The sequence below is a fragment of the Lysobacter defluvii IMMIB APB-9 = DSM 18482 genome (assembly GCF_000423325.1).
In the GTDB taxonomy this organism is placed as follows: domain Bacteria; phylum Pseudomonadota; class Gammaproteobacteria; order Xanthomonadales; family Xanthomonadaceae; genus Novilysobacter; species Novilysobacter defluvii.
In genome coordinates, this window is record NZ_KE384007.1 from 233,259 (window position 1) to 246,226 (window position 12,968).

Sequence of the window (12,968 nt, forward strand, 5' to 3'; positions counted from 1 at the left end):
CTCTCCCGCAGGCGGGAGAGGGGGAAAAGCGAAAAATGACCGACACCCTGCCCGCCAGCTACGACCCCACCCAGTTCGAATCCCGGCTCTACGAGCGCTGGGAGGCCGAGGGGCTGTTCAAGCCCAGCGGCACGGGCACGCCCTACTCGGTGCTGCTGCCGCCGCCCAACGTCACCGGCACGCTGCACATGGGGCACGCGTTCCAGCACACGCTGCAGGACGCGCTGGTGCGCTACCACCGCATGCGCGGCTTCGACACGCTGTGGCAGATGGGCAGCGACCATGCGGGCATCGCCACCGAGATGGTGGTCAGCCGCAACCTGGACCGCGAGGGCAAGGGCGAGACCCGCGACTCGCTGGGCCGGGACGGCTTCATCGGCAAGGTCTGGGAGTGGAAGCACGAGTCCGGCGGCACCATCGAGCGGCAGATGCGCCGGATGGGCACCTCGGGTGACTGGTCGCGCAGCGTCTTCACCATGGACCCGATGCCGGCGAAGGCCGTCGTCGAGGCCTTCGTGCGCCTGCACGAGGAGGGCCTGGTCTACCGCGGCCAGCGGCTGGTCAACTGGGATCCGGTGCTGCAGACCGCGATCTCCGACCTGGAGGTCGCCAACGAGGAAGAGGACGGCCACCTGTGGTCGATCGCCTACCCGCTCGCCGACGGCTCCGGCCAGCTGGTGGTCGCCACCACCCGCCCGGAAACCATGCTGGGCGACACCGCGGTGATGGTGCATCCCGACGACGAGCGCTACGTCCACCTGGTCGGCCGCACCGTCGCCCTGCCGCTGACCGGGCGCGAGATCCCGATCATCGCCGACGCCTATGTCGACCGCGAGTTCGGCACCGGCGTGGTCAAGGTCACCCCGGCGCACGACTTCAACGACTACCAGGTCGGCCTGCGCCACGCCCTGCCGCTGCTGAACATCCTGACCCCGACCGCAAAGGTGATCGGCGGCGAGGATGCAAGCGAGGGCGAGCTCGAACGCGCGAACACCGCCGGCATCCCGCAGCACTACCGCGGCCTGGACCGCTACGAGGCCCGCAAGGCCGTGCTCGCCGACCTGGAGGCCGCCGGCCTGCTGGTGGAAGACAAGCCGCACAAGCTGCAGGTCCCGCGCGGCGACCGCACCGGCCAGGTGATCGAGCCGTACCTGACCGACCAGTGGTTCGTGAAGATGGACGCCCTCGGCGCCCGCGGCCTGGAACTGGCCGAGAGCGGGAAGGTCCGGTTCGTCCCCGGCAACTGGATCAACACCTACCGCCACTGGATGGAGAACATCCAGGACTGGTGCATCAGCCGCCAGCTGTGGTGGGGCCACCGCATCCCGGCCTGGTACGACCCGGCCGGCAACATCCACGTCGGCCGCGACGAGGCCGAGGTGCGCGCGAAGTACGGCCTGGCCGACGACGTCCCGCTGCGCCAGGACGAGGACGTGCTGGAGACCTGGTTCTCGTCCGCCCTGTGGCCCTTCTCCACCCAGGGCTGGCCGGACGAAGCCGCGATGGCCGGACTCGGCATCGACCGCTACCTGCCCTCGTCCGTGCTGGTGACCGGCTTCGACATCATCTTCTTCTGGGTCGCCCGGATGATCATGATGACCGACCACTTCACCGGCGAAGTGCCCTTCCACGACGTCTACGTCACCGGCCTGGTCCGCGACAAGGACGGCCAGAAGATGTCCAAGTCCAAGGGCAACATCCTCGACCCCCTGGACCTGATCGACGGCATCAGCCTGGACGACCTGGTCGCCAAGCGCACCACCGGCCTGATGCAGCCGAAGATGGCCGAGAAGATCGCAAAGGCGACCCGCCGCGAGTTCCCCGACGGCATCCCCGCCTTCGGCGCCGACGCCCTGCGCTTCACCATGGCCGCCCTCGCCGGCCACGGCCGCGACATCAAGTTCGACCTCGGCCGCGCCGAAGGCTACAAGAACTTCTGCAACAAACTCTGGAACGCCACCCGCTTCGTCCTCATGAACACCGAGGGCTTTTCCCTCCCCGCGGCTCCTTCCCTTCTCCCGCCTGCGGGAGAAGGTGCCCGAAGGGCGGATGAGGGCAGTTCCCAAGTCCACCAGGCAACCCCACTACCCCCCACCCCCACCACCGACGCCCAACGCTGGATCCTCTCCCGCCTCGAAGCCACCGCCGCCGAAGCCGCCAGGCACTTCGCCGACTACCGCTTCGACCTGCTCAGCCAGGCCCTCTACGAGTTCGCCTGGAACGACTTCTGCGACTGGTTCGTCGAACTGGCCAAGCCGGCCCTGCACGGCGACACCGATACCGGGGAAGGCCGCGCCGCCGCCGACAGCACCCGCCACACCCTGCTGTACGTGCTCGAGCGCCTGCTCGCCCTGCTGCACCCGCTGGTCCCGTTCGTGACCGAGGAACTGTGGCAGCAGGTGGCGCCGCGCCTGGGCCTGCCGGCCGGCTCCATCATGGTCCAGCGCTACCCCGAGCCCGGCGACATCCAGGTCGACGACCAGGCCCGCGCCGAAGCCGACGTCGAGTGGCTCAAGGCGATGGTCTCGGCGATCCGCCGGGTCCGCGGCGAGCTCAACGTTCCCCCGTCGAAGCAGGTCACCCTGCTGCTGGCCGACGCCAGCGAGGATGACCGCCGCCGCATCGATCGCTTCGACGCCTCGCTGCGCTTTCTCGGCAAGCTCGAGCGCATCGACCTGCTCGCCAGCACCGCGGACGCCCCCGCCGCCGCGACCGCCGTGGTCGGCGAGCTCAAGCTGCTGGTCCCTCTGGAAGGCCTGGTCGACCTGGACGCCGAACGCGCCCGTCTCGACAAGGAGCTGAAGAAGGTCGACGCCGAGATCGCCAAGTGCAAGGGCAAGCTGGCGAACGAGACCTTCGTTGCCAACGCCCCCGCCGCGGTGGTCGAGCAGGAGCGCAAGCGGCTGGTTGACTGGACGACGCAGCGCGAGGCCTTGGCTTCCCAGCGGGCGCGAATGGGCTAGGGCCGCCACTCCGCCCCTGCCGTTATCCCCGCGCAAGCGGGGATCCAGACCCGCGCCATCGCCGACGGGGGTGCCATCCGCAGCCGGGAAAGCCCCTGGATCCCCACGTGCGCGGGGATGACGGGGAGCTACCTCCGCGTGCGCGGGGATGACGGTCAATCCGGCAGCAACTCCATCGCCATCACGATCGCGTCCTCCCGCCCGTCCCGCGACGGGTAGTAGCGCGGTCGGCGGCCGATCTCGTTGAAGCCGAGCGACTCGTACAGGTGGATCGCCGGAGGGTTGCTCGGGCGGACCTCCAGGAAGATCCGCTCGGCGCGGTGCTGGCGCGCGAGCTTGAGCAGGTTGCCCATCATCACCCGCCCCAGGCCCTGCCCCTGCAGCCTTGGGTCGACGCAGATGTTGAGCACGTGCGCCTCGCCGGCGGCGACGGAGAGCAGGAAATAGCCGATCAGGCGTTCGTCGTGCTGCAGCACCCAGCACGAGTAGTTCGCGCGCAGGCAGTCGCGGAAGGTCCCCAGCGACCAGGGGAACTCGTAGGCGCGGACCTCCAGGGCGTGGACCGCGTCCAGGTCCGCTTCGCGCATCGGGCGCAGCCGGCCGGTGACCGGCGCCGGCCGGGCGGCGTTCATTGACGCGACTCCCGGCGCAACGCGCGCAGGGCCGGCCACAACGCGCGCTTGGCGGCCGGGTCGCGGTGCAGCCGCGACAGCTCGACCTCCATGGCACGCAGGCGCTCGCGGCCGGCATCGCCTTCCAGGCCCGCGGCCCGGAGGAGCTGCTCGAGCAGGGGCGCGAAGCGGGGATTGCCGAAGTCGCGCTCGCGGCGTGCCTGGGCGATCGCCACCAGCTTGGCGGAAGTGTCCGTACGCGGCGCTGCCGATGCGGGCGAGGTGTCCGCCGCCGGCGGAGCGGCGGTCGGCCCGGTGCCAGGGCGCGACGGGGCATCGCGGCGGGGCGGCCGCGACGTCGTGTCGCGGGCACGCAGCCCGGCGGGCGGGGGCGGCGCGCCCTCCGATCCGGAGCGCTGCGGGGGTGGGCCGGTTCGCTCCTCCGGCAACGCCCCACCGGCACGCGCCGCACCCTGCGGCCAGTCCGGCTCGCGGCGGACGAGCACCGGGTACCCGAGCGCACGCAGCCACTGGGCCTGTTGCGCGCTCCACCCGCTCACCGGCTCTCCTCCTCCGGTGCCGCGGCCGGACGCAGGCGCCGCCAGCCCGCGGCGACCGGCCCCGAGAGTGCGTACAGCACGCCGGCGGTCAGCAGCACGAACGGCGGGTCGATCGCCAAGGCGACCGCGACCACGAGCATCACCACGCCCATCAGGAACGGCATGCGGTCGCTGCGCGGCCCGCCGCCCTTGAAGCTGAAGTAGCGGATCGGGCTGACCATCATCAGCGCGGCGGCGACCGTTACTGCCAGCGCCGCGTAGCGCAGCTCGCCGCCCACGTAGCCGCGGTCGAAGAAGGTCCACACGAAGCTCGCCATCAATCCGGCGGCGGCGGGACTGGCCAGGCCGATGAACCAGCGCTTGTCGACCTGCCCCACCTGCGAGTTGAAGCGCGCCAGGCGCAGCGCGGCGCAGGCGGCGTACAGGAAGGCGGCCGCCCAGCCCACCTTGCGCAGCGTGGTGCCGTCCAGCGCCATCGAGGCCAGCGCCCAGTGGTACATCACCAGCGCCGGCGCCAGGCCGAAGCTGATCAGGTCGGCCAGCGAGTCGTACTGCACGCCGAACTCGCTCTGGGTGTTGGTCAACCGGGCGACGCGGCCATCCAGCCCATCGAGCACCGCGGCGACGAAGATCGCGATGCAGGCGTTGTCGTAGATGCCCTGCGTGGCGGCGATGATCGCGTAGAAGCCGGCGAACAGCCCGCCGGTGGTGAACAGGTTGGGCAACAGGTAGATGCCACGGCCACGGTGGCGCGGGGGCGGCTGGGAGGGGGGCGCGGGTTCCATTTCGGCAGTTTAGCGCTTGCCTGCGCGATGGCGCGGTGCTGCAATCGGGCGCTGCAGTCCCCCGTCCCTGGTTCCACGACGCAACGGAAAGCACGACATGCCCTTCCAGACCGTTCCCCGACTGATCCTCGCCGCCCTGCTCGCCACCGGCCTGGTGGCCCTGCCGGCCGCCGCCCAGGAGCTGTACCAGTGGAAGGACGCGAACGGCGTCACCCACTACTCCGACACCCCGCCGCCGGCCGGCGCCGAGCACAGCGTGCGCTACATCAGCCACAACGGGGCCGCGAGCCGCGCCGCCAGTCCGGAGGCTGAAGAGGCAGCCTCGGGCGAGAGCGAGGCCTGCCTGGCCGCGCGGAACAACCTGGCCATGCTCAAGAGCGACGGGCCGGTCGGCGAGGACACCGATGGCGACGGCGTCGCCGACACCGAGCTCGATGCCGCCCAGCGCCACGCGCAGCTGCAGCTGGCCGAGGCCTCGATCCGGGTGCACTGCGCGCAACCGGCGTCCGCCGACTGACGAAACGCCCGCTTCGGACGGGTCGCGGCCGGGAGCGTCCGCCGGAGAACGTGCCAGAATGCCGGCCTCCCCCGGTTCAGGCATTGCCCGCCATGCGTCTGTCGCAGTTCCATCTCCGTACCAGCAAGGAAATCCCGGCCGAAGCCGAGCTCGCCAGCCACAAGCTGATGCTCAAGGCGGGCATGATCCGCAAGCTCGCCGCCGGACTCTATACCTGGACCCCGCTCGGCCTGCGCGTGCTGCGCAAGGTGGAGAAGGTGGTGCGGGAGGAGATGGACGCCGCCGGCGCCATCGAAATGCTGATGCCGAACGTGCAGCCGCGCGAGCTGTGGGAAGAAACCGGGCGCTGGGAAAAGTTCGGCGGCCAGCTGCTGAAAATGCAGGACCGCAAGGAGGCCTGGTACTGCTACGGACCGACGCACGAGGAGGTCATCACCGACTTCGCGCGCAACGAGCTGGCCAGCTACAAGCAGCTGCCGGCGTGTTTCTACCAGATCCAGACCAAGTTCCGCGACGAGATCCGCCCGCGCTTCGGCGTGATGCGCGCGCGCGAGTTCCTGATGAAGGATGCCTATTCCTTCCACCTCGATGAGGCCGACCTGCAGCGCCAGTACGAGGTGATGTACCAGGCTTACAGCCGGATATTCGAGCGGCTCGGCTTGCGTTTCCGCGCGGTGTTTGCCGATACCGGCGCGATCGGCGGCAGCGCCTCGCACGAGTTCCACGTGCTGGCCGACTCGGGCGAGGACGCGATCGCCTTCGCCAGTGATTCGGGGTATGCGGCCAACGTGGAGCTTGCCGAGGCGGTCGCGCCCGGCCCGCGGCCCGAGCCGTCCGAATCCATGCGCGACGTGGAAACCCCGACGCAGAAAACCTGCGAAGCGGTCGCGGCGCTGATGGGCATCCCGCTCCAGCGCACGGTGAAGACCCTGGCGCTGATGGGCGAGGACGGGTTCGTGGTGGCCCTGCTGCGCGGCGACCACGTGCCCAACGAGATCAAGCTGGCCAAGCTCCCCGGCCTGGCCGGGTACCGGATGGCGACCGAGGCGGAGATTTCCGAACACCTGGGCGCGGCACCGGGATTCCTCGGGCCGATCAACCCAAAAAAGCCGGTGAAGGTCGTTGCCGACCGGACCGTTGCCGCAATGGCGGATTTCGTCGTGGGCGCCAACCGCGACGGTTTCCATATTGCCGGGGTGAACTGGGGCCGCGACCTGCCCGAGCCGAACCTGGTGGCCGATCTGCGCAACGTCGTGGCGGGCGACCCCTCCCCCGACGGCCAGGGCACGCTCTCGATCGCCCGCGGCATCGAAGTGGGACATATCTTCCAGCTCGGCCGCGCGTATGCCGAAGCGATGGAATGCACCGTGCTTGATTCCAACGGCAAGGCCGTGGTGCCGACGATGGGCTGCTACGGGATCGGGGTTTCGCGCATCGTCGCGGCCGCGATCGAGCAGAACCACGACGAGAACGGCGTGATCTGGCCGGAGGCCATGGCGCCGTGGCAGGTCGCCATCTGCGTGATCAATCCCAAGGGCGATGCCGCGGTGGAAGACGCCGCCGCCTCGCTGTACCGGGAGCTGCAGTCCGCCGGCGTCGAGGTGGTCCTGGACGACCGCGGCCTGCGGCCCGGCTCGATGTTTGCCGATATCGAACTGGTCGGCATCCCGCACCGCGTGGTGGTGTCCGGGCGCGGCCTGGAGGCCGGTACGTTTGAATACCGCCACCGCAGCGCGGCGGAATCGGAGAACCTGGACCGCGCTTCCGTGCTGGCTCGACTGGGCGCGTAAGGCCATACCCGGAAGCGGGCGGCGGCTCCACCCGGGGTAAACCCGGGTCCGGTTTTGCATTTCCCGCCCCAATCACGCCTTTCCCATTTACTCCGGCGCCGGCACCCCATTAACATGGCCGGCGCGGCCGCAGTGGCCGGGTTATTCCCCTACGGAGCCCATATGTCGATCGATATCAACTCCCTTTCCGCGCGAGAGCTCGAGACCCTCATCAACAAGGCCAAGAAGCGCAAGACCACCCTGGCCAAGCGCAAGCCGGTCGCCCAGGTGCGCCGCAAGCTGGAGCAGCAGGCCAAGGCCGAGGGCTACACGATCGAGGAACTGTTCGGCACCACCGGCAGCACCGCCACCGCTCCGCGCAGCACCGGCCGCGTCGCCAAGAAGGCCCGCAAGCTGGGCAAGGTCCCGCCGAAGTACCGCAACCCGGACAACCCCGAGGAAACCTGGACCGGCCGCGGCCGCCAGCCCCGCTGGCTCGCCGCCCTGACCGCCGAGGGGCGCCAGGTGGAAGAGTTCCTGATCGAAAAATAAGACGAAATGCCGGCTTCGCCGGCATTTCACTTTGTCCCCCTCTCCCGCTTGCGGGAGAGGGCAGGGGTGAGGGGGCTTTTCTGCCGCGGTGCTGAAAGCCCCTCATCCGCCCTTTGGGCACCTTCTCCCGCAAGCGGGAGAAGGGAGTAGAGCAAGGGAGAGGGGATAAACCCTACAAATGCCGCCGCGACGGCAGCAGCAGATTCCCCAGCAGCAACCCGGCCAGCAGCGCGAGCAGGATGTTCATCACCCCGAGCATCGCCTCCTCGCCGACATTCACGTCCTGCTGCTGCAGCAACGTCAGCAACCCGCGCAGGCTCGCGCTTCCCGGCACCAGCAGGATGATCCCCGGCACGCGCACGATCGCGCCCGGGCGGCCGGTCAGTTGTGCGTAGCCGTTGCCGGCGGCGGTCATCAGCATCGCAGCCAGGAAGATTCCGACCGGGGCGCCCCAGGCGAGGTCGGCGTGGCGTGAGACCAGGTAGCCGGCGGCGGCGGCGAGCATGACCACGGGGTAGTCGCGCACTTCGGCGCGGAAGGCCACGGCGAAGGCGAGCGCGGCGGCCGCCAGGGCGCTCCATTCCACCCAGTCCGGTTGCGGGCGCCAGGCGCGGACCTGGGGTTCCAGGCCGACGATGTTGGCCACGTACAGGGCGATCGCCGTCCCCACCGCCAGCTTCGCCACCGTGGTCACGGCGCCAGCAAAGCGCGAGGTGCCCGATACCAGGTGGCCGCTGGTCAGCTCGTTGACCGAGTTGGTCAGCGTCAGTCCGGGCAGCAGCGGGATCAGCGAGGCGATGATCACGGTGTTCTGGTTGATCGGCGCGACCAGGCTGGCGACCACCACCGCGACCAGGGTGACGAACATCGCCAGCAGCACCTCGGAGGCATCGCGCAGCCACGGGCGGGTCATCGCGCCCTGCAAGAGCACGCCGATCACCAGGCCGTTGACACCCGCCACGCCGATCTCCAGCCACGGCAGGCGCAGCAACGCCGCGAGCGCCGCGCAGATCAGGCCGGCACCGAGCACTTCCACCACCCGGCTCCACCGGCTCGGCCGGCGGTCCAGCGCGCGCAGTGCGTCGAAGGCACCGGCCACGTCCAGCTCGCCGGCGATCAGCGCCTCGGCCACGCGGTCGGTCTCGGCCAGCCGGTGCAGGTCGGTGTCGCCTGGCGACAGCCGCACCACGCGGGTGATGTCGCTGCTGCCGGTGACCCGCTGCGGGTCGCTGAAGGACAGGATCAGCGCGGTCGGGCTGGACCACGGCTCGCACTCGACCCGCAGCCGCGCGGCCACGTCCAGCAGCGCCGCTTCCAGGCGTTGCGCGGTGGTGCCGTAGCGGTGCAGGCGGGTGGCCAGCTCGACCATGAAGTCGACCCGCTCGCCATAGCCCAGGTTGGCCAGAGGGCGGTTGCCCGCGGTGGTCGGATCCGGCGCGGTCCGCGCGGCCGGATCGGAGGCGGTGAGCAGCGGATTCGCGCCCGGCGGCCCGCCCGGGGCACTGTGGCCGAGGTCGGGCAAAGGGACGTCGGGCGGGGTCTGGGGCGGGGTCTGGGGCGGGGTCTGCATCGCGCCGTAGCATGGCACGCAGCCCAGCGTGCGGACAGCTCCACGCGGCGCCGGGTATGCTCGGCCCGGCATGAGCGAGCGCGACCCACAGCCCCGAATCGAGGCCGGCCAGCCCGACGGCACCGTGCGCCTCCTCGGCGCGTGGACCCTGGCCGAGGCCGAGGGCATCCGGCGCGCCCTCGAGGAAGCGCCCGACGACGCACGCCAGGTCGATGCCAGTGGCGTCGCCCGGCTCGATTCGCTCGGCGTGCTGCAGCTGCTGCGCTTCGCCCGCAAGCGCAAGCTCGACTTCGCCGGCTTCCGCTTCAGTGACGAGCACGGACCGCTGGTCGCCGCCATCGGCGATGTCGCCGACGACCGCCCGCCGAAGAAGCGCGAGTACGGCGTCGCCGACGCCCTCGCCCGCCTCGGCAAGGCGATGTACCGCAACGGCCAGGAAGTGCTGGCGCTGGTCGCCTTCCTGGGCGAGGTGCTGGTCAAGATGACGCGCCTGGTCCGCGAGCCGCGCCGGCTGCGCGCCACCTCCACCGTCTACCACATGGAGCAGGTCGGCCTGGACGCGGTGCCGCTGGTGTTCCTGCTGTGCTTCCTGGTCGGCGCGGTGATCGCCTTCCTGGGCGCGAACGTGCTGCGCGACTTCGGTGCCACCCAGTTCGTGGTGGAACTGGTCAGCATCTCGTTCCTGCGCGAGTTCGCGGTGCTGCTGACGGCGATCATCCTTGCCGGCCGCACCGCCAGCGCCTTCACCGCGCACATCGGTTCGATGGTCAGCCGCGAGGAGGTCGACGCGATCCGCGCCCTGGGGCTGGATCCGATCGACCTGCTGGTGATCCCGCGCATCAGCGCCCTGCTGGTGATGCTGCCGCTGCTGACCTTCCTGGGGATGATCGCCGGCCTGCTGGGCGGACTGGTCGTGGGCGTGTTCGGGCTGGACATCGCGCCGCAGCAGTACCTGGGGCGCATGCAGAACACGATGGACCTCAAGCACATGTGGGTCGGGTTGTCGAAGGCACCGGTGTTCGCGATGCTGATCGGCCTGATCGGCTGCCTGGAGGGCATGCAGGTCACCGGCACCGCGCAGTCGGTGGGCGAGCGGACCACCTCCTCGGTGGTGCAGTCGATCTCGGTGGTGATCATCCTCGACGCCTTTGCCGCGATGTGGTTCATGGAGATGGGCTGGTGAGCGCCGCCGTCCCGGACCCGATCATCCGCGTGCGCGGGCTGGTCAACCGCTTCGGCAAGCAGGTGGTGCACGACGGGCTGGACCTGGAGGTCCGGCGCGGCGAGATCCTCGGCGTGGTCGGCGGGTCCGGCAGCGGCAAGTCGGTGCTGATGCGCTCGATCATCGGCCTGCGGCGGCCCGACGAGGGCGAGGTCGAGGTGCTGGGGATCGACGCGCTCAACGCCACCGAAGCGCAGCGCCGGCACATTGAGCAGCACAGCGGCGTGCTGTTCCAGGACGGCGCCCTGTTCTCCTCGCTGACCGTCGGCGAGAACGTGCAGGTGCCGCTGAAGGAGTACCACCGCCACCTGCCGGAGCCCCTGCTCTACGAGCTCGCCCTGCTGAAGGTGAAGCTGTCGGGCCTGCCGGCCGAGGCGATCAACAAGTTGCCCTCGCAGCTGTCCGGCGGCATGCGCAAGCGCGCCGGGCTGGCGCGGGCGCTGGCGATGGACCCGCCGCTGCTGTTCCTGGACGAGCCCACCGCCGGCCTGGACCCGATCGGCGCGGCCGCCTTCGACGACCTGGTGCGCACCCTGCAGCAGGCACTGGGGCTGACGGTGTTCCTCATCACCCATGACCTGGACACGCTTTACGCTATCTGCGACCGGGTCGCGGTGCTGGCCGACAAGCGGGTGATCGCCTGCGCACCGCTGCCCGAGATCGAACGGCTCGACCACCCCTGGGTGCGCGAGTACTTCCATGGTCCCCGCGCCCGTGCCGCCAAGGACACGGGTGCGCCGGGGCAGACCGCCGAGGCAAGCTGCTGATGGAAACCAAGGCCAACTACGTCCTGATCGGCGCCTTCACGATCATCGTCAGCGTCGCCCTGCTGCTGTTCGCCCTGTGGGGCGCCAACTGGTCGTCCGAGCGCAGCTGGCAGGAATACCTGGTGATCTTCAACGAGCCGGTCACCGGCCTGAGCGAGGGCAGCGCGGTGCAGTACAACGGCATCGCCGTGGGCACAGTCGAGCGCCTGAGCCTGGCCCCCGATGACCCGCGCCGGGTCCGCGCCCTGCTGCGCATCCAGGCCCGTGCGCCGGTCAAGAGTGATACCCGCGCCAAGATGTCGATGTCGGGCCTGACCGGCAGCCCCTTCATCCAGCTCACCGGCGGCAGCCCGGAGGCGCCGCGACTGGACGCCGTGTACAGCGGCCGCGCGCCCTGGCCGGTGATCGAGACCGAGCCGTCCGCGCTGCAGAACATCGCCGACACCGCCAACCGCCTGGTCGCCCGCCTGGACCAGCTGCTCAGCGAGGAGAACATCGAGCGGGTGTCTGCCTCGCTGGACAACATCCGCCTGCTCACCGAGTCGGTGGCCGAGCAGCGCGACGACGTGCGCGAGATCATGCTCAACGCCCGCGCCGCCAGCGAGCAGCTGCAGCAGACCCTGCAGCGCACCGACCGCGCGATCGCCGACATCGACCGCGACGTGATCCAGCGCCTGCCGGCCCTGGTCGACCGGCTCGACCACGCACTGGTGGAACTGGACTCCGCCGCCCAGGGCGCCAACGGCCTGGTGAACGAGAACCGCGCCGCGATCAGCAGCTTCGCCAACGACGGCCTCGCCCAGCTGGGCCCGACGCTGGGCGAGGTCCGCAGCCTGGTGCGCGACCTGCGCCGCATCAGCGACCGCCTCGACAACAACCCCACCGGCTACCTGCTGGGCCGCGACGCGCCGAAGGAGTTCGAGCCCGAATGAAGACGACCAGGTTCCTCACCGCCACCGCGCTGCTCCTCTCCCTCTCCGCGTGCGCCCTGCTCAACGGCGGCAGCAACGACAAGCGCTCGACCATCTACGTGCTCGATCCGCGGGTGGAGGCGGGCGCGGATTGGCCGCAGGCCGACTGGCAGCTCACCCTGGCCCGCGCGGAAGCCTCGCGGATGACCGACAGCCTGCGGATCATGGTCCGCCCCACCCCGCACGAGGTGCAGGTTTACAAGGGCGCGGCCTGGGGCAAGATGCCGACCGACATGGTCGAGGACGCGCTGCTGCGCGCCCTGGAGGACTCCGGCCGGATCGGCGCGGTGGCGCGCCAGGGCAGCGGCGTCGGGGCCAACTACCGCCTGGTGCTGGACCTGCGCCGCTTCGAGTCCGCCTACGACGGCCTGCCGGCGCCCTCGGCCAACATCGAGCTGGCGGCCAAGCTCCTGGACGTGCGCGGCCAGGAGGTGGTCGCCTCGCGCACCTTCCGCCATTCCACGCCCGCGGCCGGTACCGGCACCGAGGAGGTGGTTCGCGCCTTCGAGCAGTCCCTGCACCATGTCACCAGCGAGCTCGCCGGCTGGACGCTCGCCAGCGGCAACGCCCACTTCACCCGCCGGGCGCCGGCGCCTTGAGCCCGGTGGATTCCCGCGTGCGCGGGAATGACGGAGCGGGATTTGGCGTGCTTGAACAAACCCGCGACAATGCCCGGTGGAC

The 12,968-nt window shown here is 70.4% G+C and carries 11 protein-coding genes and 1 pseudogene; 8 read left to right on the plus strand and 4 right to left on the minus strand.

Annotated elements, in window-relative coordinates; translation table 11 throughout:
• Positions 1 to 35 precede the first annotated feature (35 nt).
• On the plus strand, positions 36 to 2,963 hold the full coding sequence (locus G545_RS0112715; RefSeq protein WP_027070711.1) for a valine--tRNA ligase: 2,928 nt from the start codon (positions 36 to 38) through the stop codon (positions 2,961 to 2,963).
• 155 nt (positions 2,964 to 3,118) lie between these two features.
• On the opposite strand, the gene rimI is transcribed toward G545_RS0112715, so the two are convergent.
• The 3 genes from rimI to pssA are packed head-to-tail and all read right to left on the minus strand — an operon-like array spanning position 3,119 to position 4,919.
• Positions 3,119 to 3,595: a ribosomal protein S18-alanine N-acetyltransferase gene (gene rimI / locus G545_RS0112720; protein ID WP_036136512.1), complete on the minus strand. Its 477-nt coding sequence runs from the start codon at positions 3,593 to 3,595 to the stop codon at positions 3,119 to 3,121.
• Positions 3,592 to 4,134, minus strand: coding sequence for a hypothetical protein (locus G545_RS15705; protein ID WP_027070713.1), 543 nt, complete (start codon positions 4,132 to 4,134; stop codon positions 3,592 to 3,594). The genes rimI and G545_RS15705 overlap by 4 nt, the downstream gene beginning before the upstream one ends.
• Positions 4,131 to 4,919, minus strand: a complete 789-nt coding sequence (pssA, locus tag G545_RS0112730) for a CDP-diacylglycerol--serine O-phosphatidyltransferase (RefSeq protein WP_027070714.1) — start codon at positions 4,917 to 4,919, stop codon at positions 4,131 to 4,133. The genes G545_RS15705 and pssA overlap by 4 nt, the downstream gene beginning before the upstream one ends.
• Before the next feature lie 97 nt (positions 4,920 to 5,016).
• Between pssA and G545_RS0112735 the strand changes: the two genes are divergently transcribed.
• The 3 genes and pseudogenes from G545_RS0112735 to G545_RS0112745 form a co-directional block, all read left to right on the plus strand.
• The gene (locus G545_RS0112735) at positions 5,017 to 5,436 is read left to right on the plus strand and encodes a DUF4124 domain-containing protein (protein WP_081677896.1); all 420 of its coding nucleotides are present in this window, start codon (positions 5,017 to 5,019) and stop codon (positions 5,434 to 5,436) included.
• 92 nt (positions 5,437 to 5,528) lie between these two features.
• Positions 5,529 to 7,226, plus strand: coding sequence for a proline--tRNA ligase (locus G545_RS0112740; RefSeq protein ID WP_027070716.1), 1,698 nt, complete (start codon positions 5,529 to 5,531; stop codon positions 7,224 to 7,226).
• Positions 7,227 to 7,388: 162 nt separating this feature from the next.
• Positions 7,389 to 7,754: pseudogene (locus G545_RS0112745) on the plus strand (H-NS histone family protein); the annotation flags it as partial.
• Positions 7,755 to 7,929: 175 nt separating this feature from the next.
• Here G545_RS0112745 and G545_RS0112750 read toward each other — a convergent pair.
• A complete protein-coding gene (locus G545_RS0112750; protein WP_154656605.1) occupies positions 7,930 to 9,126 on the minus strand; it encodes a threonine/serine exporter family protein in 1,197 nt (398 codons plus the stop codon).
• A 271-nt stretch (positions 9,127 to 9,397) separates the two neighbouring features.
• Here G545_RS0112750 and G545_RS0112755 point away from each other — a divergent pair, with 271 nt between their 5' ends.
• The 4 genes from G545_RS0112755 to G545_RS0112770 are packed head-to-tail and all read left to right on the plus strand — an operon-like array spanning position 9,398 to position 12,886.
• Positions 9,398 to 10,510, plus strand: coding sequence for an ABC transporter permease (locus G545_RS0112755; RefSeq protein ID WP_027070719.1), 1,113 nt, complete (start codon positions 9,398 to 9,400; stop codon positions 10,508 to 10,510).
• Positions 10,504 to 11,316 (plus strand): ABC transporter ATP-binding protein, encoded by an 813-nt coding sequence (locus G545_RS0112760; RefSeq protein WP_027070720.1) that lies wholly within the window; start codon positions 10,504 to 10,506, stop codon positions 11,314 to 11,316. Before G545_RS0112755 ends, G545_RS0112760 begins: the two co-directional genes overlap by 7 nt.
• Positions 11,316 to 12,248: an MlaD family protein gene (locus G545_RS0112765; RefSeq protein ID WP_027070721.1), complete on the plus strand. Its 933-nt coding sequence runs from the start codon at positions 11,316 to 11,318 to the stop codon at positions 12,246 to 12,248. The genes G545_RS0112760 and G545_RS0112765 overlap by 1 nt, the downstream gene beginning before the upstream one ends.
• Positions 12,245 to 12,886: an ABC-type transport auxiliary lipoprotein family protein gene (locus G545_RS0112770; protein WP_027070722.1), complete on the plus strand. Its 642-nt coding sequence runs from the start codon at positions 12,245 to 12,247 to the stop codon at positions 12,884 to 12,886. Before G545_RS0112765 ends, G545_RS0112770 begins: the two co-directional genes overlap by 4 nt.
• Positions 12,887 to 12,968 lie beyond the last annotated feature (82 nt).

Excerpts from the sequence above, each read along its gene's own strand:
- G545_RS0112715 (WP_027070711.1), top strand. The coding sequence starts at position 36 with ATGACCGACACCCTGCCCGCCAGCTACGACCCCACCCAGTTCGAATCC.
- rimI (WP_036136512.1), bottom strand. The coding sequence starts at position 3,595 with ATGAACGCCGCCCGGCCGGCGCCGGTCACCGGCCGGCTGCGCCCGATG.
- pssA (WP_027070714.1), bottom strand. The coding sequence starts at position 4,919 with ATGGAACCCGCGCCCCCCTCCCAGCCGCCCCCGCGCCACCGTGGCCGT.
- G545_RS0112735 (WP_081677896.1), top strand. The coding sequence starts at position 5,017 with ATGCCCTTCCAGACCGTTCCCCGACTGATCCTCGCCGCCCTGCTCGCC.
- G545_RS0112740 (WP_027070716.1), top strand. The coding sequence starts at position 5,529 with ATGCGTCTGTCGCAGTTCCATCTCCGTACCAGCAAGGAAATCCCGGCC.
- G545_RS0112750 (WP_154656605.1), bottom strand. The coding sequence starts at position 9,126 with ATGGTCGAGCTGGCCACCCGCCTGCACCGCTACGGCACCACCGCGCAA.
- G545_RS0112755 (WP_027070719.1), top strand. The coding sequence starts at position 9,398 with ATGAGCGAGCGCGACCCACAGCCCCGAATCGAGGCCGGCCAGCCCGAC.
- G545_RS0112765 (WP_027070721.1), top strand. The coding sequence starts at position 11,316 with ATGGAAACCAAGGCCAACTACGTCCTGATCGGCGCCTTCACGATCATC.
- G545_RS0112770 (WP_027070722.1), top strand. The coding sequence starts at position 12,245 with ATGAAGACGACCAGGTTCCTCACCGCCACCGCGCTGCTCCTCTCCCTC.